General features: G+C 66.8%; 21 protein-coding genes. 13 read left to right on the top strand and 8 right to left on the bottom strand.

The window, feature by feature from the left end; all coding sequences use genetic code 11:
• The first annotated feature begins 32 nt into the window (after positions 1–32).
• The 3 genes from G5A46_RS12195 to G5A46_RS12185 all read left to right on the top strand — a co-directional run bounded on the left by G5A46_RS12195 (position 33) and on the right by G5A46_RS12185 (position 2565).
• A complete protein-coding gene (locus tag G5A46_RS12195) occupies positions 33–461 on the top strand; it encodes an OsmC family protein (protein ID WP_163849646.1) in 429 nt (142 codons plus the stop codon).
• Positions 462–858: 397 nt separating this feature from the next.
• On the top strand, positions 859–1542 hold the full coding sequence (locus G5A46_RS12190) for a M48 family metalloprotease (protein WP_163849645.1): 684 nt from the start codon (positions 859–861) through the stop codon (positions 1540–1542).
• Positions 1543–1566: 24 nt separating this feature from the next.
• Positions 1567–2565 (top strand): LLM class flavin-dependent oxidoreductase, encoded by a 999-nt coding sequence (locus tag G5A46_RS12185; RefSeq protein ID WP_163849644.1) that lies wholly within the window; start codon positions 1567–1569, stop codon positions 2563–2565.
• A gap of 160 nt (positions 2566–2725) precedes the next feature.
• Here the strand turns inward: G5A46_RS12185 and G5A46_RS12180 are convergent, their stop codons facing one another.
• Both G5A46_RS12180 and G5A46_RS12175 read right to left on the bottom strand, forming a co-directional pair.
• Positions 2726–3280 carry an RSP_2648 family PIN domain-containing protein gene (locus tag G5A46_RS12180; RefSeq protein ID WP_163849643.1) on the bottom strand — a complete coding sequence of 185 codons (555 nt, stop codon included), beginning with the start codon at positions 3278–3280 and terminating at the stop codon, positions 2726–2728.
• Complete coding sequence (locus G5A46_RS12175; RefSeq protein ID WP_163849642.1) at positions 3277–4476, bottom strand: RSP_2647 family RNA methyltransferase; 1200 nt, start codon at positions 4474–4476, stop codon at positions 3277–3279. Before G5A46_RS12175 ends, G5A46_RS12180 begins: the two co-directional genes overlap by 4 nt.
• A 574-nt stretch (positions 4477–5050) precedes the next feature.
• On the opposite strand from G5A46_RS12175, the gene edd reads away from it, so the two are divergent.
• Positions 5051–6853 (top strand): phosphogluconate dehydratase, encoded by a 1803-nt coding sequence (edd, locus tag G5A46_RS12170; RefSeq protein WP_163849641.1) that lies wholly within the window; start codon positions 5051–5053, stop codon positions 6851–6853.
• 59 nt (positions 6854–6912) lie between these two features.
• Positions 6913–7554 carry a bifunctional 4-hydroxy-2-oxoglutarate aldolase/2-dehydro-3-deoxy-phosphogluconate aldolase gene (eda, locus tag G5A46_RS12165; protein WP_163849640.1) on the top strand — a complete coding sequence of 214 codons (642 nt, stop codon included), beginning with the start codon at positions 6913–6915 and terminating at the stop codon, positions 7552–7554.
• Between the two features lie 98 nt (positions 7555–7652).
• Here eda and G5A46_RS12160 read toward each other — a convergent pair whose 3' ends face one another.
• Together G5A46_RS12160 and G5A46_RS12155 are read right to left on the bottom strand one after the other, a co-directional pair.
• Positions 7653–7922: a hypothetical protein gene (locus G5A46_RS12160; RefSeq protein ID WP_338050032.1), complete on the bottom strand. Its 270-nt coding sequence runs from the start codon at positions 7920–7922 to the stop codon at positions 7653–7655.
• Complete coding sequence (locus tag G5A46_RS12155) at positions 7912–10731, bottom strand: bifunctional [glutamine synthetase] adenylyltransferase/[glutamine synthetase]-adenylyl-L-tyrosine phosphorylase (RefSeq protein ID WP_163850005.1); 2820 nt, start codon at positions 10729–10731, stop codon at positions 7912–7914. Before G5A46_RS12155 ends, G5A46_RS12160 begins: the two co-directional genes overlap by 11 nt.
• Before the next feature lie 111 nt (positions 10732–10842).
• Here G5A46_RS12155 and G5A46_RS12150 point away from each other — a divergent pair, with 111 nt between their 5' ends.
• The 4 genes from G5A46_RS12150 to G5A46_RS12135 all read left to right on the top strand — a co-directional run bounded on the left by G5A46_RS12150 (position 10843) and on the right by G5A46_RS12135 (position 13458).
• Positions 10843–11316 carry a YbaK/EbsC family protein gene (locus G5A46_RS12150; protein ID WP_163849638.1) on the top strand — a complete coding sequence of 158 codons (474 nt, stop codon included), beginning with the start codon at positions 10843–10845 and terminating at the stop codon, positions 11314–11316.
• 101 nt (positions 11317–11417) lie between these two features.
• Complete coding sequence (locus G5A46_RS12145) at positions 11418–11876, top strand: DUF2852 domain-containing protein (protein WP_163849637.1); 459 nt, start codon at positions 11418–11420, stop codon at positions 11874–11876.
• A gap of 128 nt (positions 11877–12004) precedes the next feature.
• On the top strand, positions 12005–12469 hold the full coding sequence (locus G5A46_RS12140; RefSeq protein WP_163849636.1) for an RDD family protein: 465 nt from the start codon (positions 12005–12007) through the stop codon (positions 12467–12469).
• A 173-nt stretch (positions 12470–12642) separates the two neighbouring features.
• Positions 12643–13458, top strand: coding sequence for an arginyltransferase (locus G5A46_RS12135; RefSeq protein WP_163849635.1), 816 nt, complete (start codon positions 12643–12645; stop codon positions 13456–13458).
• 249 nt (positions 13459–13707) lie between these two features.
• Here G5A46_RS12135 and G5A46_RS12130 read toward each other — a convergent pair whose 3' ends face one another.
• The 3 genes from G5A46_RS12130 to G5A46_RS12120 all read right to left on the bottom strand — a co-directional run bounded on the left by G5A46_RS12130 (position 13708) and on the right by G5A46_RS12120 (position 18129).
• A complete protein-coding gene (locus G5A46_RS12130) occupies positions 13708–16062 on the bottom strand; it encodes a TRAP transporter large permease (protein WP_163849634.1) in 2355 nt (784 codons plus the stop codon).
• Between the two features lie 14 nt (positions 16063–16076).
• Positions 16077–16970, bottom strand: a complete 894-nt coding sequence (locus G5A46_RS12125; protein ID WP_163849633.1) for a TRAP transporter small permease subunit — start codon at positions 16968–16970, stop codon at positions 16077–16079.
• Between the two features lie 73 nt (positions 16971–17043).
• Positions 17044–18129, bottom strand: coding sequence for a TRAP transporter substrate-binding protein (locus G5A46_RS12120; RefSeq protein ID WP_163849632.1), 1086 nt, complete (start codon positions 18127–18129; stop codon positions 17044–17046).
• A gap of 202 nt (positions 18130–18331) precedes the next feature.
• On the opposite strand from G5A46_RS12120, the gene G5A46_RS12115 reads away from it, so the two are divergent.
• From G5A46_RS12115 to ilvN, 4 genes are all read left to right on the top strand, one after another.
• A complete protein-coding gene (locus G5A46_RS12115) occupies positions 18332–19765 on the top strand; it encodes a cache domain-containing protein (protein WP_163849631.1) in 1434 nt (477 codons plus the stop codon).
• A gap of 65 nt (positions 19766–19830) precedes the next feature.
• Positions 19831–20469 carry a response regulator transcription factor gene (locus G5A46_RS12110; RefSeq protein ID WP_163850004.1) on the top strand — a complete coding sequence of 213 codons (639 nt, stop codon included), beginning with the start codon at positions 19831–19833 and terminating at the stop codon, positions 20467–20469.
• A 378-nt stretch (positions 20470–20847) separates the two neighbouring features.
• On the top strand, positions 20848–22587 hold the full coding sequence (locus G5A46_RS12105) for an acetolactate synthase 3 large subunit (RefSeq protein ID WP_163849630.1): 1740 nt from the start codon (positions 20848–20850) through the stop codon (positions 22585–22587).
• An 11-nt stretch (positions 22588–22598) separates the two neighbouring features.
• Complete coding sequence (gene ilvN / locus G5A46_RS12100) at positions 22599–23162, top strand: acetolactate synthase small subunit (protein ID WP_163849629.1); 564 nt, start codon at positions 22599–22601, stop codon at positions 23160–23162.
• 166 nt (positions 23163–23328) lie between these two features.
• Here ilvN and G5A46_RS12095 read toward each other — a convergent pair whose 3' ends face one another.
• A complete protein-coding gene (locus G5A46_RS12095) occupies positions 23329–23727 on the bottom strand; it encodes a hypothetical protein (RefSeq protein ID WP_163849628.1) in 399 nt (132 codons plus the stop codon).
• Positions 23728–23769: the final 42 nt, after the last annotated feature.

The following is a 23769-nucleotide window of genomic DNA, read 5'->3' as shown; positions in this document are numbered from 1 at the left end:
GGTCCATGCGATCCGCAAGGAAAGGACAGAAGATGATCAAGAAACACGGCTCCGCCCATTGGTCCGGCTCCCTCAAGGAGGGCAAGGGCACCGTCTCCACTGAATCCGGGGCGCTGGACAGCCAGCCCTATGGCTTCAACACCCGGTTCGAGGACCAGCCCGGAACCAACCCCGAAGAGCTGATCGGCGCGGCCCATGCCAGCTGCTTTTCCATGGCGCTGTCGATGATCCTGGGGGAAAAATCGCTGGAAGCCACGGCGATCGACACCCGCGCCACGGTCCATATGGACAAGGATGACAACGGCTTTTCGGTCAAGCGGGTGCATCTGGACGTCACAGCCACTATCCCCGGCGCCGATGCCGCCGCCTTTGAAGAGGCTGCCCAGACGGCCAAGGCGAATTGCCCGATCTCCCGCCTGCTGACCGGCGCGGAAATCACGATGGAGGCGCGCCTGTCCTGATGGTGCGCCTGTTCTGATGGTGCGCCTGTCGGGGTGTCACCGGCACCGTCGCCCTGGCCGATGCCACGCCCCGCTTGCCTGACCTGCCCCCCGGTGTGGCAAGGGGCCAGCCTTGCGGTCGGGTGCGGCGCCCGTGGATGAGGCGCGGCCTCAAGCCAGGGGGGCGGGACAGGAACGCAGCATCGCCAAGGTTCACAGGAAAGCAAGGGGGGGCGCTGCCCCCTCTTGAGCCTGCGGCTCAATTCACCCCCGCGGTATTTCGGCCCGAAGGGGGCCGCGTGGCACGCCGGGCCAGGAGGATTTTGCCCATCCTGCCACACTCCGACGCACAACCGATGCCAGGGCCGGTGCGGGCGCGCCCCTTGCGGTGGCGGGCGGGCGGGCGCATATCCGTTGCATGCTGAAGTTCACGCCGATCCTTCTTGCCCTGCTCTATGGTCTTGTGGCCTACCGCTTTTCCGCCTGGCGCACCCGCAAGGAGCTGGACGAGAACTCGGCGGAACTGGCCGACCCGGCCTTTCGTCCGGTGCTGGAGCGGCTGGCCGCCGCCCTGGACCTGCCGCGCATCCGCGTGCATCTCTACGAGATCGCGCCGGTGAACGGGCTGGCCGCGCCCGATGGGCGGATCTTCCTGACCCGTGGCTTTTACACCAAGTTCACCGAAGGCGAGGTCACCGCCGAAGAACTTGCCTCTGTCGTGGCGCATGAGCTGGGGCATGTGGCCCTGGGCCATTCGCGGCGCCGGATGATCGATTTTTCCGGCCAGAACGCCCTGCGCACCGCCATCGCCATGGTGCTGAACCGCATCCTGCCCGGACTGGGCCACCTGGTCGCCCATGGCGCCATGAGCCTGTTGGCCGCGCGATTGTCGCGGGGCGATGAATACGAGGCCGACGCCTATGCCGCCGCCCTGCTGACCAAGGCCGGCATCGGTACGGAGCCGCAGATTACCCTGTTCCGCAAGCTGGAGGCGCTGTCGGGCGGCCGCGCCGGCAGCGCCCCCGCCTGGCTTTTGTCCCACCCCAAGACCGACGACCGCATCGCCGCGATCCGGCGCCTGTCGGACGGGTGGCAGGGCTGAACCGACATCACGAAACGGATCCCCATGCATTACTCTCTTCTCGACCTCGCCCCCATCCCCGAGGGGCAGACCACCGCCGACGCGCTGCGCCATTCCGTCCGGCTGGCCCGCGCGGCCGAGGCGGCGGGCTACCACCGTCACTGGCTGGCCGAACATCACAACATGCCGGGCATCGCCTCCTCGGCCACGGCGGTGGTGATCGGCCATGTCGCCGCCGCGACCAGCCGCATCCGCGTCGGCGCGGGGGGCATCATGCTGCCCAACCATGCGCCGCTGATGGTAGCCGAACAATTCGGCACCCTGGCCGAATTGCACCCCGACCGGATCGACCTGGGGCTGGGCCGCGCGCCGGGCACCGACATGGACACCGCCCGCGCCCTGCGTCGCAACATGGCTGCCGGCGATACCTTTCCGCAGGATGTGATGGAGCTTCAGGCCTATCTCGGCCCGGCCACACCGGATCAGCGCATCCGCGCCGTGCCCGGCACCGGCACCCAGGTGCCGCTGTGGATCCTGGGATCGTCGCTGTACGGTGCGCAGCTGGCGGCGCATCTGGGGCTGCCCTATGCCTTCGCCTCGCATTTCGCACCCGCCGCCCTGGATCAGGCGGCCGAGGTCTACCGCCAGACCTTCCGCCCCTCCGCTCAGCTGGAGGCGCCCTATTTCATGCTGGCCGCCAACGTCTTTGGCGCCGACACGGAGGCGAAAGCGCGCTATCTGCGCAGCTCTGTCCAGCAGGCCTTTGTCCGGCTGCGCACCGGGCAGCCCGGTCCCCTGCCGCGCCCGGTTGAGCGGATCGAGGACCACGTGCCCCCGCACTACCTGTCCGCCGTGGAAGAAGCCCTGTCCGTCACCGCCATGGGCACGCCGGAACAGGTCCAGGCGGGGCTGAAGACGCTGATCGACCGTTACCAACCGGACGAGCTGATCCTGGCCAGCCAGGTGCATGACATCGATGCACGGATCGAATCCTTCGAGATCGCGGCCAGAGCGATGCAGGCCCTGGGCGGCACGGCGGCCTGAAGGCAGAAAGCTCGGGGGCGCTGCCCCCGCTTGAGCCGTAGGCTCAATTCACCCCTGCGGTATTTCGGCCCGAAGGGGGGCGACAACGCGCGATCTGCCTCCCTTCGGGCGACAAATACCGTCGCGCGCAGCGCGTCGCCCGGAACGGGCGTCCGCAGGGCTATCCGTCTTCCAACCGGGCGAGCGTCTTGCCCAGACGCGGCAATCGGGCCTTGCGCATCAGGGCACGGATCTGCCAATCCTCTCCCGACAGGGCGCGGGCGCGGTCGCGCACCGCCTGACCCACCCGCAGTATCGCGTCCGGGTGATGGCTGGCAAATCCGGTCAGCAAGGCGTCCGGGTCGACCCGCGCCAGCCCCTCTTCTGCCAGGGTGTTGCGCGGGAAATCGCGGGCATTCACCGTCACGATCACATCCGCCGACCCCGCGATGGCCGCCGCCAGCACATGGATATCCGCCGGGTCGGGCAGCCAGAGACGGCGCTCGACCGCCTCTGCCGGCTGCACCTCGGCCTTGGGCCAGTCGCGGCGCAGGGCGGCGATTTCGGCCCGGGCAATGGTTTCTCCCTCCGGACCGATCTTGCGGGTGGCACGGGCCCATTCCTCCAGCACGCGGGGCGACCACAGCGGGGTGAACAACCCCGCCGCCGCCGCGCCCAGCAGCACCTCCCGCATCACCGTGGGATATAGCACGCAGGCATCGAGGAACCCTTTCAAAGCGCGAAGGCCAGCGCCTTGAGGTAACCGCTTTCGGCCAGCTGCGGATGCATCGGATGGTCCGGTCCGGCGAACCCGGTGTGAATCAGCGCGCCCTGCCGACCGGCGCGGCCGATGCCCCGGATGCAGGCGGCGCGGAACTTCGCCAGATCCGCCGCGTGGGAACAGGAGCAGAGGACCAGCGCGCCCCCCTGCGCCACCAGCGGCGCGGCCAGGCGCGCGACGCGTTCATAGGCGCGCAGCCCGGCCTCCATCGCCTGTTTCGACGGGGCAAAGGCCGGCGGGTCACAGATCACCAGCTCGAAGGTCTCCCCCTCCTGGGCCAGGGCCTCCATCACCGCGAAGGCATCGCCGCGCCGGGTGGCAAAGCGATCCGCCATGCCGCCCGCCTGCGCCCCGGCCTGCGCAAGGCTCAGCGCCGGTTCGGATCCGTCGACGGCCAGCGCCCGGGTCGCGCCCTGTGCCAGTGCCGCCAGGGCAAAGCCGCCGACATGGGAGAAGACGTCCAGCACGCGCCCGCCGCGTCCCAGCGGCGCGGCAAAGGCGTGGTTCGGCCGCTGGTCATAGAACAGCCCGGTCTTCTGCCCCCCGGTCAGGTCGGCCATGTAGGTCGCGCCGTTCATCGGCACCGGCACCGGTGCGTCCGGCGCCGCGCCCGCCAGCACGGCGGAGACATCGTCCAGCCCCTCCAGCCCGCGGGCGCGGCCACCGGCATTCTTCAGCACGTTGGTTACGCCCGTGACCTGCACCAGCGCGGCGCACAGCGCCTCCAGCCGGGCATCGGCCCAGGCGGCATTGGGCTGGATCACCGCCGTATCGCCGAACCGGTCGATGATCACACCCGGCAGGCCATCGGCCTCGGCATGGATCAGCCGGTAATAGGGTGCGTCGAACAGCCGGTCGCGCAGGGCCAGCGCCCGGCCCAGGCGGGCGGCGAACCAGGCCTGGTCCGGCTCTGCCGCGTCGGGATCGTCCAGCACGCGGGCGATGATGCGGCTTTCGGTGTTCACCGTCACCAGCTTCAGCGGCTGGCGGTCGGCATCTTCCAGCACGGCCAGCGCGCCGGATTCCAGCGCCTTGGTGCGCCGGTCGGTGACAAGCTCGTTTGCATAAACCCAGGGAAAGCCGTGACGGATGCGTCTTGCATCGGTTTTCGGTTTCAGCCGGACGGACGGAAAAAAGGAGGATGGTCGCATGGCCATCCTCCTATAGTCTTCCCCACGTCGGGGGAAGTCGGGAACGTCTCGGCAGTGACAAAGCGGCTGCACGACCCGCTGGGATGTCCGTAACGTGGACCTTCGGTCTGGGAAGGGTCAGGACAGGAAGACATTGCGCATCGGGACGCGGCACGATCATCGGGATCGGCGGCCCCTGGCGCGGTTCAACCCAGGCGGTGACCTTCGGAGGCAAGGCCCCTGTCGGTTCGACCGATGCCCGGCGCGGTGGCAGGGGGCACTTCTCGGCTGCTCGGGCATTGGCCCGGTTTGTCATTCCACATTTATCTACCCTTGGCGCTTCTGCGCTCTGTGACGCTTCTGCGCCGTTGCGTTGTTCGCCTGTCTGGTATGGCGGGGAATCGGGGCCGAAATTGGGCGGCTCTGCGGCCTCCCCGCGAAGTTTCCCTGCACGTCAGCATTTGGCAGGCCCGCCTGCGATGCGCCCTTCGACCGGGCCTGGCAAACGCCCGGCGAGGGCGCTCGCGCCAAACGCCCGTTGTTAGCGCTAAACCAACATGATATCCTGCGCGCAAATCCCATCAGGAGACGCGTCATGAGCCTGAATGCCACCGTCGAACACGTCACCCACCGGATCATCGACCGGTCCCGCCCCGACCGGTCCGCCTATCTCGACCGGATTCGCCGCGCGGCGGAGGCCGGGCCGGTCCGCGCGCATCTGAGTTGCGGCAATCAGGCCCATGCCTATGCCGGGGTGCCCGCCGATCAGGACGCGCTGGCCAAGGGACGGGCACCCAACCTTGGCATCGTGACCGCCTATAACGACATGCTGTCGGCGCATCAGCCGTTCGAACATTACCCCGACCTGATTCGCGCCGCCGCCCGCGCCCGCGGCGCCACCGCGCAGGTGGCCGGCGGGGTGCCCGCCATGTGTGACGGCGTCACTCAGGGTCAACCGGGGATGGAACTGTCGCTGTTTTCGCGCGACGTGATCGCCATGGCCGCCGGGATCGCCCTGTCGCACAATTGCTTTGACGCCGCGCTGTATCTTGGCGTCTGCGACAAGATCGTGCCGGGGCTGGTGATGGCGGCGGCGACCTTTGGCCATATCCCGGCCGTGTTCCTGCCCGCCGGGCCGATGCCCTCGGGCCTGCCCAATGACGAAAAGGCCCGCGTGCGCCAGCAATTCGCCGCCGGAGAGATCGGCCGCGATGCGCTGATGGAGGCCGAGATGGCCTCCTACCATTCACCGGGCACCTGCACCTTCTACGGCACGGCGAATTCCAACCAGATGCTGATGGAATTCATGGGGCTGCACCTGCCCGGCGCCTCCTTTGTCAATCCCGGCACGCCGTTGCGCGATGCCTTGACGGAGGCCGGGACCGCCCGCGCGCTGGAAATCACCGCGCTTGGCAACAGCTTCATCCCGGCGGGCGAAATTCTGGACGAAAAGGCCTTTGTCAACGGGATCGTGGGGCTGATGGCCACCGGCGGCTCCACCAATCTGGTGCTGCACCTGCCCGCCATGGCCCGCGCCGCCGGGATCACCCTGACGCTTGAGGATTTCGAGGATCTCTCGGCCGCCACCCCCCTGATGGCCAAGGTCTATCCCAACGGTCTGGCCGACGTGAACCATTTCCACGCCGCCGGCGGGCTGGGCTACCTGATCGGCGAATTGCTGGAAAACGGGCTGCTGCATCCCGACACAAAGACCATCACCGGCGAAGGGCTGGCCGCCTATACCCGCGAGCCCAAGGTCCACGACGGCCGCGTCACCTGGGAGGCAGAGCCGCGCCGGAACCACAATGACAAGATCCTGCGCCCGGCCAGCGATCCGTTCCAGCCCACCGGCGGGTTGAAGCAGATGCGCGGCAATCTGGGCCAATGCATGATGAAGGTCTCCGCCGTTGCCCCCGAACGCCATGTGATCGAGGCGCCGGTGCGCATCTTTCACGATCAGGACAGTGTGAAGACAGCGTTCAAGGCCGGGGAATTCACCGCCGACACCATCGTCGTCGTCCGGTTCCAGGGACCGCGCGCCAACGGGATGCCGGAATTGCACGGGCTGACCCCGACGCTGGCGGTGTTGCAGGATCGCGGGCTGAAAGTCGCGCTGCTGACAGACGGGCGGATGTCCGGCGCGTCGGGCAAGGTGCCCGCCGCCATCCACCTGACGCCGGAGGCCGCAGATGGCGGCCCCATCGCGCGGCTGCGCGACGGCGATATCGTCCGTGTGGATGCCGTTGCCGGGACCGTGCACACCGATGTCGATCTGGAGGCCCGCGCCCCCGCCACGCCCGATCTGTCGGGCAATTCCCACGGCATTGGTCGTGAATTGTTTGAAAACTTCCGCCAAAACGCCGGTGCAGCCACCGCAGGCGCCTCCAACGTCGTCTGACCCCTCCTCTCTCGAACCTGCCCGCCGATGGCGGAATACAGTTGCAAAGGATCTCGCCCATGACCCCGGAACACGCCAGCGTCGAAGCTGCCCGGCTCTGCGCCCTTGCCCCGGTGATCCCGGTGCTGACGGTCCATGACGCCGCCACCGCCGCCGATCTTGCCGCCGCCCTGGTCAAGGGCGGGCTGCCTGTTCTGGAAATCACCCTGCGCACCCCCGCCGCGCTGGATGCGATCCGGGCCATGGCACAGGTAGAAGGCGGCGTGGTCGGCGCGGGCACCCTGCTGACCCCCGACAACGTCCGCGACGCCGTGGCGGCGGGGGCGAAATTCGGCGTGTCCCCCGGTGTGACCGATCGCCTGCTGGACGCGGCGGAGGCCGCGGATCTGCCGATGCTGCCCGGCGCCGCCACGGCCAGCGAATGCATGGCCCTGCTGGAGCGGGGCTATAGCGTGCAGAAGTTCTTCCCGGCCGAGGCCGCAGGCGGCGCCCCGGCGCTGAAATCCATCGGTGCGCCGATCCCGCAGGTAAAATTCTGCCCCACCGGCGGCGTCACGCCGCAGAATGCGCCGACCTACCTGGGGCTGTCCAACACGCTGTGCGTCGGCGGCTCCTGGGTTGCGCCCGAAGGGCTGATCCGCGCCCGCGACTGGGACGCGATCACCACGCTGGCCGCCCAGGCCGCCGCCCTGCCCCGCTGATCGGATCGTCCGGCCAAGCCGACCGGGCCACGTCCCCATCATGGGGATACGCAGGTATCGCGACAGAAGGAGCTGCGCGGGCGGCGGGGGAGCCCCTCTCAGTGACGCAGGCGGGCATTGCGCCCCCCGCGACGGCCAAGGTTGGTTGGCGCCTCCATCCCGGCACGCAGCAGCGCGGTCATCGGATGGTCCGGCGCCGTGGTGCCGTGCCGGTCCACCAGGGTCTCCAGCGCCGCACGCTGACTGATCCCCTCCGGCAGGCTCAGAGCCCAATCCACCAGGATCGACCGGCATTCATCGTCGGAAATCCCTTCTATCGCATAGGCCTCCCGGATCAGGGCCTTGGGGTCAATGGCGTCACCCTTCATCATCTGTCTCCTGTCCTCGGGCCAACCCGGCCGTCATGGCCTGCTCTGCCTCGGTGGTGCGGTCCTGCAACAGCGCCTCCAGCGCGGTCACCTCCTCCATGCCCGTCTCGCGCAACAGCAGCGCACGCCCGCCTTCGCCGATGGCGTCGGGGTCCAGCGCGCCGGGGGTCAGCAACTTGCCAACCTGCCCGACCTGCCACAGAAGCCGATAGGTCTCCTTCAGGCTGGTCGCTTCCTCGGCGGTCAGCCAGCCGCCATCCGCCAGCCTCTCCAACCCCTCCGAGATCCCCCCGTCCGGGTGCCCGGCAATCAGCAGCCCGGCCTGGGCCAGCAGCTCGATCTCCTGGTTGCGGCCGGGGCCGGTCTTCACGTCCCAGCGGCCGGTCCCGCCCCGCGCCCGGGCGATGCGGGCGCGCATCTCCGCGACCTGGCGCAGAACGCTGGCGGGCGCGCGGTCCTGCGACAGGATCTCGCAACGGAACGCCGCCACGTCACCCGACAGGCCCGGCGGGCCGGTGATCACCCGCGCTCGGGTCAGCGCCAGGTGTTCCCAGGTCCAGGCCTGATTGCGCTGGTAATCGCGGAACGCCGCCCAGGAGGTCGCGACCGGCCCCTGGTTGCCCGAGGGGCGCAGCCGCATGTCGACCTCGTACAGCCGCCCCTCTGCCATCGGCGCCGACAGCGCGGTCACCAGCGCCTGCGTCAGCCGGGCGTAATATGTGCGTGCGGCCAAAGGCTTGCGCCCTTCCGAGGCCTCGACCCCGTCGGCGTCGTAGATCACGATCAGGTCCAGATCCGATCGGGCGTTCAGCCGTTGCGCCCCCAGCGACCCCATGCCCACCACCACCGCGCCGCGTCCCGGTGCAGGGCCGTGGCGGGTGGCGAAATTGTCCTGCACAACGGGCCAGAGCACCCGCAGAACCGCATCCGCCAGATCGGCATATTGGCGCCCCGCCTCGCGCGCGGTGATCAGCCCGCGCAGATGATGCACGCCGATGCGGAAGTGCCAGTCCTTGACCCAGCGGCGGGCGGTGTCCAGGCGCGCCTCGTAATCGGCCTCTCGCCTCAGGGTGGCCGACAGCGCCTCGACCAGCGCCGCCTCGCCCGGCCAATCGGCAAAGAAATCCCCCGCGATCACCGCATCGAACACCGAGGCATTGCGACTGAGATAACGCGCCAGGTCCGGCGCCGTACCGACGATATCGCCCAGCAGCGCGATCAGCTGGGGGTTGGCCTCGAAGAGAGAGAATAACTGCACCCCCGCCGGCAACCCGGCCAGAAAACCGTCAAAGGCCATCAGCGCTTCGTCGGGATGTGCCGCGCGCGACAGCGCCGACAGCAGATGCGGGCGCAGCCGGTCGAAGATCTGCCGCGCCCGGTCAGAGGACAACGCCGGGTAGGACCGCCAGCGCGCCACCAGTTCGGCGTCAAAGGCGATGTCGGGCGCGTCCGGCGTGGTCCCGACTTCCGGAGCGGCGCCGCCGGGTCCGCCGGGGGCAAAGAACTCCTCGGTCACCGCATGCACGGCTTCCAGCCGGTCCGACAGTTCCCGCCGCAAGTCGGCCGTGTCGCGATCCATCATCGCCGCCAGCCGGGCAAAGCCGTCATCGGTCTGCGGCAGGTCGTGGGTCTGGCTGTCATGTACCATCTGCACCCGGTGTTCGACCTCGCGATGGGCGCGGTAATGGCCGGTCAGCTCCTCCGCCGTCTCTGCCGGGATCCAGCCGCGTTCGGCCAGCATCGCCAGACTGTCCACCGTACCGCGCAAGCGCAGCGCGGGATCACGCCCGCCGGCGATAAGCTGATGGAATTGCGTAAAGAACTCGATCTCGCGAATGCCGCCGCGCCCCAGCTTCATGTCGTGGCCCGGCAGGGTGATCGCGCCGTGCAGCCCCTTGCTGTCGCGGATCGCCAGGCGCACGGCATGCGCGTCCTGGATGGCGGCGAAATCCAGGTGCCGGCGCCAGATGAACGGGCGCAGCGCCTCCAGGAAGGTGCGCCCCCCCGCCACGTCGCCCGCGCAGGGCCGAGCCTTGATATAGGCGGCGCGCTCCCAGGTGCGGCCCAGCGATTCGTAATACCGCTCTGCCGCCTCCATCCCAACGCAGACCGGCGTGACCGAAGGGTCGGGCCGCAGCCGCAGGTCGGTGCGAAACACGTAGCCGTCGCCGGTGATGTCGTTCATCAGCCCGGCCAGCTTGCGCGTCGCCCGGATGAAGGCCGGCCGCGCCTCAAGGAAATCGTCAGGGTCGAACCGGGTTTCGTCGAACAGCGCGATCAGATCGATATCGGAGGAAAAGTTCAGCTCTCCCGCGCCCATCTTGCCCATCGCCATCAACACCAGCCCGGCACCGGTTTCCAGATCGTCTTCGGTGGCGCCGGGAATCTTGCCGCGCCGGATCTCCGCCGACAGGGCGGTGCGCAGGGCCAATTGGCAGGCGGCATCGGCGAACCGGCTGAGGTGACCGGTCACTTCCTCCAGGCGCCAATGGCCGGACAGGTCTGCCAGCGCGATCAGCAGGGCCATGCGGCGCTTGCCCTGGCGCAGGCCCGACGCGGCCTGGTCGGCCGCCAGCGCGGCGATCCGGGACAGTTCCGCGTCGAAGGCCGCTTGCGGATCCTGGACCGCCTGCACCACCCAATCGCGTTCCTTGGCCATGAGACCCAGCAGGTAGGGGCTGCACCCGCCGGCGCCCTGCATCAGGTCGGCCAGCGGGGCGGGCAGATCGGGGAACAGGGCGCGCGCCTCTCCTCCCCGGTCGGAATCGAAGGGGCGCGGCATACGGGTGGGGGTCAGGATCGTGCTCATCGCGCGGAAGGTGCGCCGCCGCGCGGCGGGGGTCAAGATGTCGCCGCGCCGCGCCCCCTCTGGTCAGCCGCGCCCGAGGCTGTCATTCAAGGCCCAAGGAAAGGACATACCATGAGCAAGAGCAAGGCCCGCGTCGCCCGCGCGTTGGAAGACGCCGGCATAGAGACCCGCATCGTGGAGGCCGGGCAGGCCCGGACCGCACAGGAGGCCGCCGACGCGGTCGGCTGCGACATCGACCAGATCGCCAAGTCGATCATCTTTCGCGGCGAGACCAGCGGCGATGTCCTGCTGTTCCTGACCGCCGGCGGCAACCGGGTGGATGACACGCGCGCCGCGACCGTCGCGGGGGAGCCTCTGGGCCGGGCCGACGCGGCGCTGATCCGCGCGCGCACCGGCTTTGCCATCGGCGGCGTGGCCCCGGTGGGCCATCTGAACCCGATCCGGGCCTTCCTGGATCCCCGGCTGCTGGATTTCGCCGAAATCTGGGCCGCGGCGGGCACGCCCCGGCATGTCTTTGCCATGAATCCGCAGGAGCTTCCGCGAATTACGGGCGCGCAAATAGCTGATTTCACGTCGGTTTCCTGAAAAATGTAAAATACCTTCACATACACCCTTGCAAGGGCGGGGCCGGATGCCAATCTATTCAATGTGAAAGACATTCACATACCCAAGCAACGGAGAGACAGATGACCCCCGCAACCGCAGATCTCTATAGCCAAAGTTCCCGGACGCGCCCGTCCTGGCTGGCCCGGTCCGAGGCCTGGCTTGACCGCAAGGGCAAAGGCGCGTGGATCGCCGCGATGGTCCTCGGCTTTGTCTTCTTCTGGCCTGTCGGCCTTGCCCTTCTTGCCTACATGATCTGGAGCAAACAGATGTTCAGCAAATCCTGCCGCCACTCCCGCAGCCACGACATGCGCCGTACCGGCATGGCTGCGATGAAACCCTCGGGCAACAGCGCCTTCGATGCCTACAAGACGGAGACGCTGCGCCGCCTCGAAGACGAACAGGCCAGCTTTGAATCCTTCCTGGAGCGTCTGCGTGAGGCCAAGGACAAGGCCGAATTCGACCAGTTCATGGACGACCGTGCCCACCGTGCCCGCAGCGAGAACCGCCAGGACGAGGACGACGCCCGCCAGGACGCCTGATCCCGCACGCCCCGGCGCCCCCCCCGGAAGGGGGCGCCGTCTGCGGCAAATGCCCTGGCAAGCCGCACCGCATTTCCGCGCCAGCCCATTTTTTCATCCCTTTCCCGACACCTGACAACGAGGCCCCCATGTCCGCCCTGCGCCAGCCCGACTTCACCACCACCGAGTTGCCCGACCCGGAGCAATTTCCCGAACTCTACGACAGCGTGCCGGTCAAACGGGCGATCGCCTGGGCCGTGGACGCTGCGGTGATCTGGTTGCTGACCATGGTGGTGGTGATCTTTACCGCCTTCATCGGGTTGTTTTTCCTGGGCTTCCTGTTGCTGATCGTGTCCTTTCTCTATCGCTGGAGCACCCTCGCCAACGGATCGGCGACCTGGGGGATGCGTCTGATGTCGATCGAACTGCGCGACGCGGAGGGTCGCAGGTTCGACGCCACTCAGGCCTTCCTGCACACGTTGGGCTACAGCCTGTCGCTGGCCTTTGCCCCGGTGCAGATGATTTCGGTGGTTCTGATGGCCGTGACGGCGCGGGGCCAGGGCGTCACCGACCACGTGCTGGGCAGCTCGGCGCTGAACCGCACCCTGGATTGAGCCCGGCGCGCCGACCGGCCGCGCCATCTGGCGGCACGGGGTCCGGCATCCATCGCCCACCGGCCCCACAGCCCTGCCCCGCGTGGGGCCGTTCGGCGGCGAGGTGCCGAACCGGGCTTGGCGTCCCGCAGATCCCTTGCTATCGTCGCGCGGTCCAGAGAAGTGTTCCGCCCATGCGCCACACCCTACCGCTTGCCCCGCAATTCTACGTGACGGCTCCGCAGCCCTGCCCTTATCTTGAGGGGCGGATGGAGCGGAAGTTGTTCACCGCATTGCAGGGCGACACGGCTGAACAGCTCAATGACAGCCTGTCCAAACAGGGGTTTCGGCGCTCGCAGAACGTGTTGTACCGGCCCAGCTGCGCGGATTGCGCCGCCTGCCTGTCGGCCCGGGTCAACGTGGCCGCCTTCTCCGCCTCCCGCTCGCAACGCCGGGTGTTGAACCGGAACGCGACGCTGCACCGGCGCGTCACCTCCCCCTGGGCGACAGAGGACCAGTACGAGCTGTTCCGCCGCTACCTGGACGATCGTCACGCCGATGGCGGCATGGCCGACATGGACGTGTTCGAATTCGCTGCGATGATCGAGGAAACGCCGATCCGGTCGCGGGTCATCGAATATCTGGACGCGCGTGAGGAGCTGACCGCCGTCGCACTGACCGACGTTCTGGATGACGGTCTGTCGATGGTCTATTCGTTCTTCCGCCCCGATCTGCCGCGCCAGTCTCTGGGCACTTTCCTGATCCTGGACCATATCCGCATCGCCCAGGAAACCGGCCTGCCCTATGTCTACCTGGGCTATTGGGTGCCCGGCTCGCCCAAGATGGGCTACAAGAGCCGTTTCGCGGGGCTGGAACTCTTTGTCGGCGGCAAGTGGCAGAAGATGCGCGATCCGGCGGATTACGACAGTTCCACCCATCCGCTGAAGACCGATCCGATTGCCGAACAGGTGGCCAATATCTCTCTGCCGGACGCGCGCAACGCCAGGTAGCTGGCGCGGGACGCGTCGGTCGGGGGGCTGAAAGGCCCGCCTCCTGCGGGTGTTGTGCCCTGTCCTCTGTTTTCAGGAAAATGGTGAACACACTGGACCGCCCGTGCCGGGCGGTGCGCTCCGCGCGGCGGTATTTTCACGCCCGAAGGGAGGGGGGCCATGCGCCCGGAGGATCGGGGAGAGCGCGCAAGCGTCGCGTTGCGGAGGAAGGAACGGAAACCGCCGGCCCCGTAAGGCCGGCGGTTAAGGTTAATTGCCGATCAGGTCCGGGACGATGGTCACGATGCCCGGCACGAACCACAGCAGGGCCAGCCCCGCGACCTGTATCCCCACGAACGGGATGATGCCGCGGTAGATATGGCCCGTCGTGACCGAGGGCGGCGCCACCCCGCGCAGATAGAACAGCGCAAAGCCGAAGGGGGGTGTCAGGAACGAGGTCTGAAGGTTCACCGCGATCATGATCGTCACCCATTTCGGATCGAAGGTGCCGCCATAGATGACAGGGCCGACGATGGGAATGACGATATAGATGATTTCAAGGAAATCGAGCACGAAGCCCAGGATGAACAGCACCAGCATCACGATCAGGAAGACCTGGAATTCGCTGTCGAAACTGCGCAGGAATTGCTGGATGTAATGTTCCCCACCAAAGGAGATCACCACCAGGTTCAGCAATTGCGAGCCGACAAGGATGGTGAACACCATCGATGTCACCTTGGCCGTTTCGCGCACCACCGGGGTCAGCACCCCGCCGCGCAACAGCACCCAGCCCGCGTAGCCCAGCCCAAAGGCGGCGAAGGTGTAGACGCCGTAGGTCAGCAGGTAGGCGATCCAGGTTTCAGCCGTCACGACCTCCTGATTGACGCGCAGGTCGAAGTTCATCCCCAGCAGGATCATCGCCATCACGGCCAGTGTCGCATAGGTGATGACCCAGGGGTCGCGCCCTTCGTCGCGCAGCCGGCGATAGGCGGCCAGCATGATCGCCCCGGCCGCGCCAAGCGCGGCGGCGGGCGTCGGGTTGGTGATGCCGCCCAGGATGGAACCGAGCACGGCGATGATCAGCACCAGAGGCGGGAAGACGACGCGGATCAGCTCGTTCTCCGCCAGGCGGATGGCGGCGTGGCGACAGGCCCAGAGCGCCACCAGAAGCGGCAGCGCCAGGATCAGCACCCGCACCCCGTCCGAGGTGAAGGGCGTGACGAACAGCGCATCGCACAGTGCCGCCGCCGCCAGGGCCACCCCGCCGATGACCAGCGGCCGCGGCGTTGCCTCGGGCTTGACCCCGCGGGCGACGATCAGGGCCAGGCCCAGCAGCACGATGATCGTCGCCAGCCCGGTGCTGACCGGGGCGGCGGCGTCGGCCTTGGTCACGATGGCCTGCTGGATCTCCTCGTCGGTGAGCGCGACGCTTTGCTGCGCGGCGCCCCCGGAGGCCAGGTCGGCGGTCTGCTGCACGGCCGCGTCCCATTTCGCCTGCCCATGCAGGTCGATCATCGCGGCCTGGCATTGCTCGGACACGTTGGTGCGCAGGGCGGCGCGTTCCGGCATGGCGGAGAACTGGCTGACGGTGATGTCCTGCGAGCCGACGATCCCGACCTTGCCCAGCCCGACCACGGCGCCGATCAGCACCAGCGGCAGGATGACGAACCACATCCAGTTGTTGCTTTTGCCGGAGGGACCGGCGGCATCGGCCTGCGCGGTCACGGCGGGGGCCTTGGACGGGTTCACCAACGCATAGCCAAAGGCATAGAGCGCATAGAGCAGCGCCAACAGGATGCCCGGCAGCAGCGCCGCCTGGAACAATGTGCCAACCGACACGACCGCCGGGCGGCCCAGGTAGGTCAGCGCGTCGGAACAGCCGACGGTCTGGGCGCGGGCCTCCTGCGCGGTGGAATAGAGATCCCCCGCCAGCGTGCCCAGCAGAACGATCACGATCGACGGCGGGATGATCTGCCCCAACGTGCCGGAGGCGGCGATGACGCCGGTCGACAATTCGGGCGAATAGCCGTTGCGCAACATCGTGGGCAGTGACAGCAGGCCCATGGTCACCACGGTCGCCCCCACGATCCCGGTAGAGGCGGCCAGGAATGCCCCCACCACCACGACCGACACGGCCAGCCCGCCGGGCAGCGGCCCGAAGACCCGCGCCATGGTGGTCAGCAGGTCATTGGCGATCTTGGACCGCTCCAGCGTGATGCCCATCAGCACGAACATCAGCACAGCCAGCAGCGTCTCGATCGACTGGCCGGCAAAGACACGTTCGTTCATGCGGTTCACGATGAACGACAGGTTGCGGTCCATCGCCATTTCCCAGCCCCGGTCGAACACCGGCTGCTCCAGGCGCGGCAGGTCGGGATAGCGGAACAGCGATATCGAATCGCGGTTGACGCCGCTGTTGACCAGGTCGCGATAGGCCTGGCTGCTTTGGTCGATGGCCTGGTGGATCAACAGGCCGTTGGCGTCCAGGTAGGCGATCACGGCAAAGGCAAACAGCCCGGCGCCGGGGATCGCGAAGGCGACAGGAAAGCCCGAGAGAATTCCCGCGAAAAGCGAGAGAAAGACGATAATCAGGCCGATCTCGACGCCATCAAGTCCGAATAGCATGGTTCATCCGCCCCTTAATGCGTGCCTTCAAAGGCTTCTTCGCCCTCGCCCAGCGTATCGCGGTCGAGGTATTTGCCTGCACTTTCCTCGCCCTCGCGGAATTCCAGCCAGGAACGGTAGAAGAAGGCCACCGCCTGAAGGAACACCAGCGCGACGAAACACAGGATCAGGATCTTGAACAGGAAATAGGCGGAAAACCCGTCCGGCGAGAAGCCGATGGTTTCCACGTTCCATTTCACGATCTTCGATTTGCGCAGCATCAGGTCCAGCTTGTCGCTGGCCGAAACCTTGGGTGTGATCAGGTGCCGCCACAGGAAGTACCACGAATACATCCACGCCAGCACGACCACCGGCACCATGAAGAACAGCGCGCCGAACATGTCCACCACGCGTTTCGCCCGGTGGCCGATGGCGGCATAGACCAGATCGACCCGCACATGCCCGCCCTGCACGAAGGTGTAGCTGACGCAGAGCGCGACCACGGCCGCGTTCCACAGCTTCAGCCCTTCGGAGAACCAGCCCACGGATTGGGTGAACCCGACGCCCAGCGGGGAAATCGTGATCTCCCCCAGGCGAAAGATCGATTGCAGGAACACCACCATGGTCTGTTGCGCGACCATCAGCAGCCCCGCCCAGGCGGCGGTGCGCCCCACGGCATTCGCGAACCCTTCCAGCACCCGGACGCAGCCCCACATGAAAGGGCGCCAGATGAAACCGGCCAGCGTCACGACAAGAAAGATGTCGAAAACCGCGAAGAAGAATTCCTGAGAACCGCCGTAATAGATGAACCGGATCAGGGATTCCTTGTTCGACCAGTCCAGCCACAGACCCGGATGGGTCGCGGCATAGACGATGTCATAGAACCCCGCCCCGATATTCGTCAGCAGCCAGATGAGACCGTCCAGCATCGCCTCTCCCCTTGGCAAAGGGCTGCGCACCGTCAGGATGCGCAGCCCGATTTCGTTTCGCGTCAGGCGGGGATTACATCCCGTTCACGCGCGACCGCTGTGCGGTATAGGCCCCGTCGGAGCGGGAGACCCAGCCGGCGGTGCTGGCCATGGATTCGTCAACCGCCGTGCGGATCTTGGCAAAGATCTCGTCATCCATGAAGCCATCCAGAACTTCCTTGGACGCCGCGCCAAAGGCATCCCACACGTCGTCGGTGAACTCGTGCACCTGGGTGCCGCCCTGTTGCAGACGCGCCAGCGCCGGGCCGTTGTTGGCGATGAACAGCGCGTAATTGTGCTGGTGCGCATCGGCGGCTGCGACTTCGATGATCTTCTGATGCTCCGGCGACAGGCCGTTGAAGACATCCAGGTTGCAGCCGACGGACAGGGCCGCGCCCGGCTCGTGGAAACCGGCGGGGTAGTAATGATCGCAGACCTCTTGCAGACCCAGGCGTTCGTCGGACCAGGGGCCGATCCACTCGGTGCCATCCAGCGCGCCGGTGGACAGCGCCTGATAGATTTCGCCGCCGGGAATGTTCTGGACCGATGCGCCCAGCTTCGCCAGCGCCTGGCCGCCCAGGCCGGGCATGCGGAATTTCAGGCCCTTGAAATCGTCGGCGGAATTGATCGGATTGCGATACCAGCCACCGCCCTGCGCGGCGGTCTGGCCGGCGATGAACGGCTTGATCCCGAAGACTTCGCCCAGCTCGTGGTGCAGCGCCATGCCGCCCTGAGCATAGTACCAGACCATGATTTCCGGCGCGGTCATGCCCAGCGGCACGGCGGTGAAGAACGCCCAGGCGGGGTGCTGACCGACCCAGTAGTAATCGGCGCCGTGGTAGATATCCGCCTGCCCCGAGGTCACGGCGTCAAAGCTTTCCAGCGCGCCGACGAGTTCGCCACCGGCCTTGGCGTCGATGGTCAGCGAACCGCCGGACATCTCGTTGACATTGTTGGCGAAACGTTCGACCGAATCCCAGACACCAGCCAGCCCGCGCGGCCAGGTGGTGACCATGGTCAGCTGCGTCATGCCCTGCGCGATGGCGGGCGCGGCCAGCGTGGCAGCCGCGGCGGCTGTACCGCCCAATGCGGAATTCTTCAGAAAAGAACGACGATCCATATATTTTCCTCCCGGTTGACGATATGCGCCGCCCTCCCCGGGGCGATGCGGATCGCTTCAAGTGGCGCTGACCCTAGCCGCGGAATTCCTGTCGCGAAATACCAAAGAATACGTATATAAGGGTCTGAAACCGCAGGAAGTGCGCTCTGCCGACGCTGCGGCAACTGGTAAAGTGGTCCGCCGTTACATAGAAACCCGCCCCATGCGACGACTGCCCTCCCGGTTCCTTCCCAGCTATGGCCAGAAGCTGTTCCTCCTGGCGACGCTGCCGCTGATTCTGGCGGTGACGGCGATTTCCCTGCTGGTCGCCCATCAGTCGCGCGACCTGGCGGAGCGCGAGATCGCGGCGCTGGAACGCCAGCTGATTGCCGCCAAGAAAGCCGAGCTGCGCAATTACGTGACCCAGGCCCGCAACGCCTTTCACTTCATCTACGGCAATGCCGACCCCACGGACGAGACCGCCAAGACCAAGGTGAAACAGATCCTTGCCGCGATGATCTACGGCGACGAAGGGTTCTTCTTCGTCTATGATTACGAAGGCACGAATTACGTCTCGCCGCGCCAGACCCGAATGATCAACCGCAATTGGTGGGATCTGGAGGACGGCAACGGGCAGAAGGTGGTGCAGAATTTCATCGCCACCGCCCGCCAGGGATCGGGTTGGGTCAGCCACCTCTGGCCCAAGCCGTCCACCGGCGAGGAGGCGCAGATGGTGTCCTTTGTCGCAGCTTTGCATTCGTGGAACTGGGTCGTGGGCACCGGGGTTTTCATCGACGACGTGCTGGCCACCACCGCCGCCGCCCGCGCCGATGTGGAGGCCCGCGTGCGCCGCACCTTCGTCTATATCGGCGCGATCACGGCTGCGGCACTGTTTCTGGTCTTCGCCTCCGGGTTGATCATCAACATCCGCGAGCGCCGCCTGGCCGACGCCAAGCTGAAGGAGCTGACGCAGCGCGTGTTCGACGCCCAGGAAGAGGAACGTGGCCGCGTGGCGCGGGAATTGCACGACGGGATCTCGCAACTTCTGGTGGCGGTACGCTATGCTCTGGACAGTGCCCGACGCCGGCTGAACACCGGCGATGCGCGCGCCGGTGAAACGCTGGATCGCGGCGTCGACAGCCTGGGCGAGGCGATCCAGGAGGTGCGCCGCATTTCCCGCGATCTGCGCCCTGGCGTGCTGGACGATCTCGGGCTTGGCCCGGCGCTCAAGGCGCTGGTCGCCGATTTCGGCACACGCACCGGGATCGAGACCGAATTCACCACCGTCCCGTTCCGCAACCGGCTGGACGGCGACGCCAAGATCGCGCTGTACCGGATCGCGCAGGAGGCGTTGACCAATGTCGAACGCCATTCCGGCGCGACCCATGTCAGCGTGGATGTGCGCGGCCACCGAAACGGTGCCACCATGCGCATCGCCGATGACGGCTGCGGCATCCAGACCGCGCAGGGCCGGCGCCCGCCCGCAGGGCTGGGCCTGCGCAACATGCAGGAACGGATGGAGCAGATGGACGGCACCCTGCGCATCCTGTCCGCCCGCACCGGCACCGTGATCGAGGCCCGCGTGCCCCTGACCCACCTTCTGGACCCCGGCAGCGGGTCCGACCTATCGGAACTCACCGGAAAGGAAAGCGCATGACGCTTCACTCCGCACCCCCGGCCGCAGCTGGCCTTGAAAAAGCCGGCGCAGACACGCCCGAGACCATGGCCGGGGCGATCCGTGTCGCCATCGTGGATGATCACCCCATGGTCGCCCAGGGGATCGAGGCGATCCTGGAAAGCTTTGACGACATCGTCGTGGTCGGCACCTACGGCACCGGCCGTGCCATCATCGAGGCGGTGGAGCAGATCACGCCCGATGTCATCCTGCTGGACCTCAACATGCCGGAGATGGGCGGGCTGACCGCCTGCGAAATGCTGCTGGAGCGCCATCCCGACCTGCGCATCCTGATCCTGTCGATGCATGACAGCCCGGAATATATCTCTACCGCGCTGGATCACGGCGCCATGGGCTATGTGCTGAAGGACGTGCCCACCGACGAGATCAAGCGCGCCATCGACGCGGTGATGCAGGGGGAGCGCTACCTCTGCACCGGGGCCAAGGGTTCGCTGGCGCCCCGGCGCGGCGCCGGGCAGCTGACGAACCGCGAACAGACGATCCTGTTGCAACTGGCCCAGGGCAAAAGCAACAAGGCCGTGGCCCTGGCGCTGGATATCTCGGTCCGCACGGTGGAGACGCATCGCAAGAACATCAAGAAGAAGCTGGGGATTTCCTCCACCGCAGGTTTGACGCTGTATGCGATGGAACATGGCGTGTTGCAGGGGACGGGGCGGCAATTCTGATCACCGGACCGGCGGCATTGGCCGCGCGGGCCTATTCGCGGACAGGCCCCCCTACCCCGGTGCACTGGTGACACGCGGGCCCGGCAGCACGGCGCCGTTGCGCCGGATCGGGGCTGCGCGCAAGAAATGGAAAGAAAATTGGGGCACCGCGACAGATTCGCCCCATATTGGCGGTTGACCTTCGGCAAGGCAGCCCATAAGCATCCTTCATGACCAAAGGGATCCCGCACGTGACCGCACTAGTAATTATCGTAGAGGAATGGCGCATGGGCCGGTAAGCACCGGAACCCCAGTACGGACCCATGCGCCCCCGGACTTCCCGCCGGGGGCTTTTTTATTGCGACAGGTCGCGCCGCGGCCGCAGACGGAGAGAGAACGATGGCAGCTCAGATGACCGGAGCGAAAATGGTGGTCCAGGCCCTGAAGGATCAGGGTGTGGACACGGTATTCGGCTATCCCGGTGGCGCCGTCCTGCCGATCTACGACGAGATCTTCCAGCAGAACGACATCCGCCATGTCCTGGTCCGGCACGAACAGGGCGCCGTGCACGCGGCAGAGGGCTATGCCCGCTCCACCGGGAAACCGGGCGTGGTGCTGGTGACCTCCGGCCCCGGGGCCACCAATGCGGTGACCGGGCTGACCGACGCGCTGCTGGACAGTATCCCCATCGTCGTGCTGACCGGCCAGGTCGCCACCTTCCTGATCGGCACCGATGGGTTCCAGGAGGCGGATACCGTCGGCATCACCCGCCCCTGCACCAAGCATAACTGGCTGGTCAAGGACACGGCAGAGCTGTCCGACGTGATGCACCAGGCCTTCCACGTCGCCACCAGCGGCCGCCCCGGCCCGGTGCTGGTCGACCTGCCCAAGGATGTGCAGTTCGCCGAGGCCGCCTATACCCCTCCCGCCAAGGCGCGGACCTCTCATTACCAGCCGCAGGTCAAGGCGCCGATCGCCGAGGTCACCCGCCTGGTGGAGATGATCGAACAGGCGGAGCGCCCGATCTTCTACACCGGCGGTGGCGTGATCAATTCCGGCCCGGCGGCCTCGCAACTCCTGCGCGAGCTGGTGGCGGCGACAGGCTTTCCCGTGACCTCCACCCTGATGGGGCTGGGCGCCTATCCGGCCTCCGGCCCGCAATGGCTGGGCATGTTGGGGATGCATGGCCTTTACGAGGCCAACATGGCGATGCACGGCTGCGACCTGATGATCAACGTGGGCGCGCGGTTCGATGACCGGATCACCGGGCGGTTGCAGGACTTCTCGCCCAATTCGCGCAAGGTGCATATCGACATCGACCCTTCGTCGGTGAACAAGATCGTGCGAGTCGACCTGCCGATCATCGGCGACGTGGCCCATGTGCTGGAAGATGTGCTGAAAGTCTGGAAATCGCGCGGCCGCAAGACCGGCAACACCGGCCCATGGGCGGAGCAAATCGCCCAGTGGAAGCAGGTCCGTTCCCTCGCCTACACCCCGTCGGAAAAGACGATCAAGCCGCAATACGCGCTGGAACGGCTGGAGGCGCTGACCAAGGATCATGACCGCTACATCACCACCGAAGTCGGCCAGCACCAGATGTGGGCGGCGCAATTCCTGGGGTTCGAGGCTCCCAACCGCTGGATGACCTCCGGCGGGCTGGGCACCATGGGCTACGGCTTCCCGGCTTCCATCGGCGTGCAGATGGCCCATCCCGAGGCGCTGGTGATCAATGTCGCGGGCGAAGCCTCGTGGCTGATGAACATGCAGGAGATGGGCACCGCCGTGCAATATCGCCTGCCGGTCAAGCAGTTCATCCTGAACAACGAACGCCTGGGCATGGTGCGCCAGTGGCAGGAATTGCTGCATGGCGAACGCTACTCCGCCTCCTGGTCGGAGGCCCTGCCCGATTTCGTCAAGCTGGCCGAAGCCTTCGGCGCCAAGGGCATTCTGTGCTCAGACCCGGCCGATCTGGACGATGCCATCATGGAGATGCTGACCCACGACGGGCCGGTGATCTTCGACTGCCTGGTGGAGAAGCACGAGAATTGTTTCCCCATGATCCCGTCGGGCAAGCCGCATAACGAAATGCTGCTGGCCGCCGAAACCGAAGCCTTCGTCGGTGGCGGCGCGCTGGTCTAAGGAGAGAAGTGATGTCCGCACTGAAAATCGAACAGGGTTCGTCCAGCCATTCCGTCTATGCGCTACGCGACCCCAACAGCGACGTGATCGAAAGCCACACGCTGACCGTGCTGGTGGATAACGAGGCCGGCGTGCTGGCCCGCGTCATCGGCCTGTTTTCCGGCAGGGGCTACAATATCGACAGCCTCACGGTGGCCGAAGTCGACCACACCGGCCATCTGTCGCGGATCACCGTGGTGACGCGCGGCACGCCGCAGATCATCGAACAGATCAAGGCCCAGTTGGGCCGGATCGTTCCGGTGCACGAGGTCCACGACCTGACGGTCGAAGGGCCGTCGGTCCAGCGCGAACTGGCGCTGATGAAGGTCGAGGGTGAGGGCGAAAAACGGGTGGAGGCACTGCGCCTGGCGGATATCTTCCGTGCCAATGTTGTGGATTCGACGCTGAGCAGCTTTGTCTTCGAACTGACCGGCCCGCCTGAGAAAATCGACGCCTTCGCCGACCTGATGCGCCCGCTGGGCCTGGCAGAGATGGCGCGCACCGGCGTCGCCGCCCTGGCGCGCGGCACGATCTGACCGCTCCCCCGGGGGGGGGCTGGGGCGCGGCGATTCCGCTGGATCGAAACAGCACGGGGCGTCACCGCAGCAGCGGGGCGCCCCGTCTTTTTTCCGCGCGCCGGATCGCCCGGCGCCTCGGGCGCGGACCGGCGCGCTGCGCCCCTTCCATCCGGGCGACAGCGGGTCAGGCGAAGGGCACGACCTTGCGCCCGCGCGGCGGCTGCTGCGCCTTCGCGTCACGGGAGGTTTCGCGGCGCGGCAGGCGGATGGCATTGGGTGTGTCGGGCACGACGCGCAGCGGCGGCTGCTCTGCCTCCTGGGCCTCGTGCGCCTCCAACAGGCGGTGAACCAGCGTCGGGCAAGGCTCCGCCGCGACGCGGCGCGGGTTGAGCGCCCGCCGGAAGGAGATATCGGCGCTCAGCTCGAACTCCACCAGATCGCCGCTGTCCAGGGGACATTTCTGCAAACTGGTGTCGGCGCTGTTCCCACAGCCGCCGTCTACATAGGCCAGCCCGCGGTGATCTTCGCACCAGATCACGGCTTTACAACGGGCCGGGTCGCTCCATAACACGATACCAAACATGGAAAATTTCCATTGTTCCGCGGTTAGCATTGGACAACGATA

The sequence above is a fragment of the Pseudooceanicola aestuarii genome (genome assembly GCF_010614805.1).
Lineage (GTDB): Bacteria > Pseudomonadota > Alphaproteobacteria > Rhodobacterales > Rhodobacteraceae > Pseudooceanicola > Pseudooceanicola aestuarii.
This window is presented reverse-complemented; position numbering and strand designations above follow the sequence as displayed.

Bases quoted from the DNA above. Each gene is read 5' to 3' on its own strand.
- G5A46_RS12195 (WP_163849646.1), top strand. From the start codon at position 33: ATGATCAAGAAACACGGCTCCGCCCATTGGTCCGGCTCCCTCAAGGAG.
- G5A46_RS12190 (WP_163849645.1), top strand. From the start codon at position 859: ATGCTGAAGTTCACGCCGATCCTTCTTGCCCTGCTCTATGGTCTTGTG.
- G5A46_RS12185 (WP_163849644.1), top strand. From the start codon at position 1,567: ATGCATTACTCTCTTCTCGACCTCGCCCCCATCCCCGAGGGGCAGACC.
- G5A46_RS12175 (WP_163849642.1), bottom strand. From the start codon at position 4,476: ATGCGACCATCCTCCTTTTTTCCGTCCGTCCGGCTGAAACCGAAAACC.
- edd (WP_163849641.1), top strand. From the start codon at position 5,051: ATGAGCCTGAATGCCACCGTCGAACACGTCACCCACCGGATCATCGAC.
- eda (WP_163849640.1), top strand. From the start codon at position 6,913: ATGACCCCGGAACACGCCAGCGTCGAAGCTGCCCGGCTCTGCGCCCTT.
- G5A46_RS12160 (WP_338050032.1), bottom strand. From the start codon at position 7,922: ATGAAGGGTGACGCCATTGACCCCAAGGCCCTGATCCGGGAGGCCTAT.
- G5A46_RS12155 (WP_163850005.1), bottom strand. From the start codon at position 10,731: ATGAGCACGATCCTGACCCCCACCCGTATGCCGCGCCCCTTCGATTCC.
- G5A46_RS12150 (WP_163849638.1), top strand. From the start codon at position 10,843: ATGAGCAAGAGCAAGGCCCGCGTCGCCCGCGCGTTGGAAGACGCCGGC.
- G5A46_RS12145 (WP_163849637.1), top strand. From the start codon at position 11,418: ATGACCCCCGCAACCGCAGATCTCTATAGCCAAAGTTCCCGGACGCGC.
- G5A46_RS12140 (WP_163849636.1), top strand. From the start codon at position 12,005: ATGTCCGCCCTGCGCCAGCCCGACTTCACCACCACCGAGTTGCCCGAC.
- G5A46_RS12135 (WP_163849635.1), top strand. From the start codon at position 12,643: ATGCGCCACACCCTACCGCTTGCCCCGCAATTCTACGTGACGGCTCCG.
- G5A46_RS12130 (WP_163849634.1), bottom strand. From the start codon at position 16,062: ATGCTATTCGGACTTGATGGCGTCGAGATCGGCCTGATTATCGTCTTT.
- G5A46_RS12125 (WP_163849633.1), bottom strand. From the start codon at position 16,970: ATGCTGGACGGTCTCATCTGGCTGCTGACGAATATCGGGGCGGGGTTC.
- G5A46_RS12120 (WP_163849632.1), bottom strand. From the start codon at position 18,129: ATGGATCGTCGTTCTTTTCTGAAGAATTCCGCATTGGGCGGTACAGCC.
- G5A46_RS12115 (WP_163849631.1), top strand. From the start codon at position 18,332: ATGCGACGACTGCCCTCCCGGTTCCTTCCCAGCTATGGCCAGAAGCTG.
- G5A46_RS12110 (WP_163850004.1), top strand. From the start codon at position 19,831: ATGGCCGGGGCGATCCGTGTCGCCATCGTGGATGATCACCCCATGGTC.
- G5A46_RS12105 (WP_163849630.1), top strand. From the start codon at position 20,848: ATGGCAGCTCAGATGACCGGAGCGAAAATGGTGGTCCAGGCCCTGAAG.
- ilvN (WP_163849629.1), top strand. From the start codon at position 22,599: ATGTCCGCACTGAAAATCGAACAGGGTTCGTCCAGCCATTCCGTCTAT.
- G5A46_RS12095 (WP_163849628.1), bottom strand. From the start codon at position 23,727: ATGTTTGGTATCGTGTTATGGAGCGACCCGGCCCGTTGTAAAGCCGTG.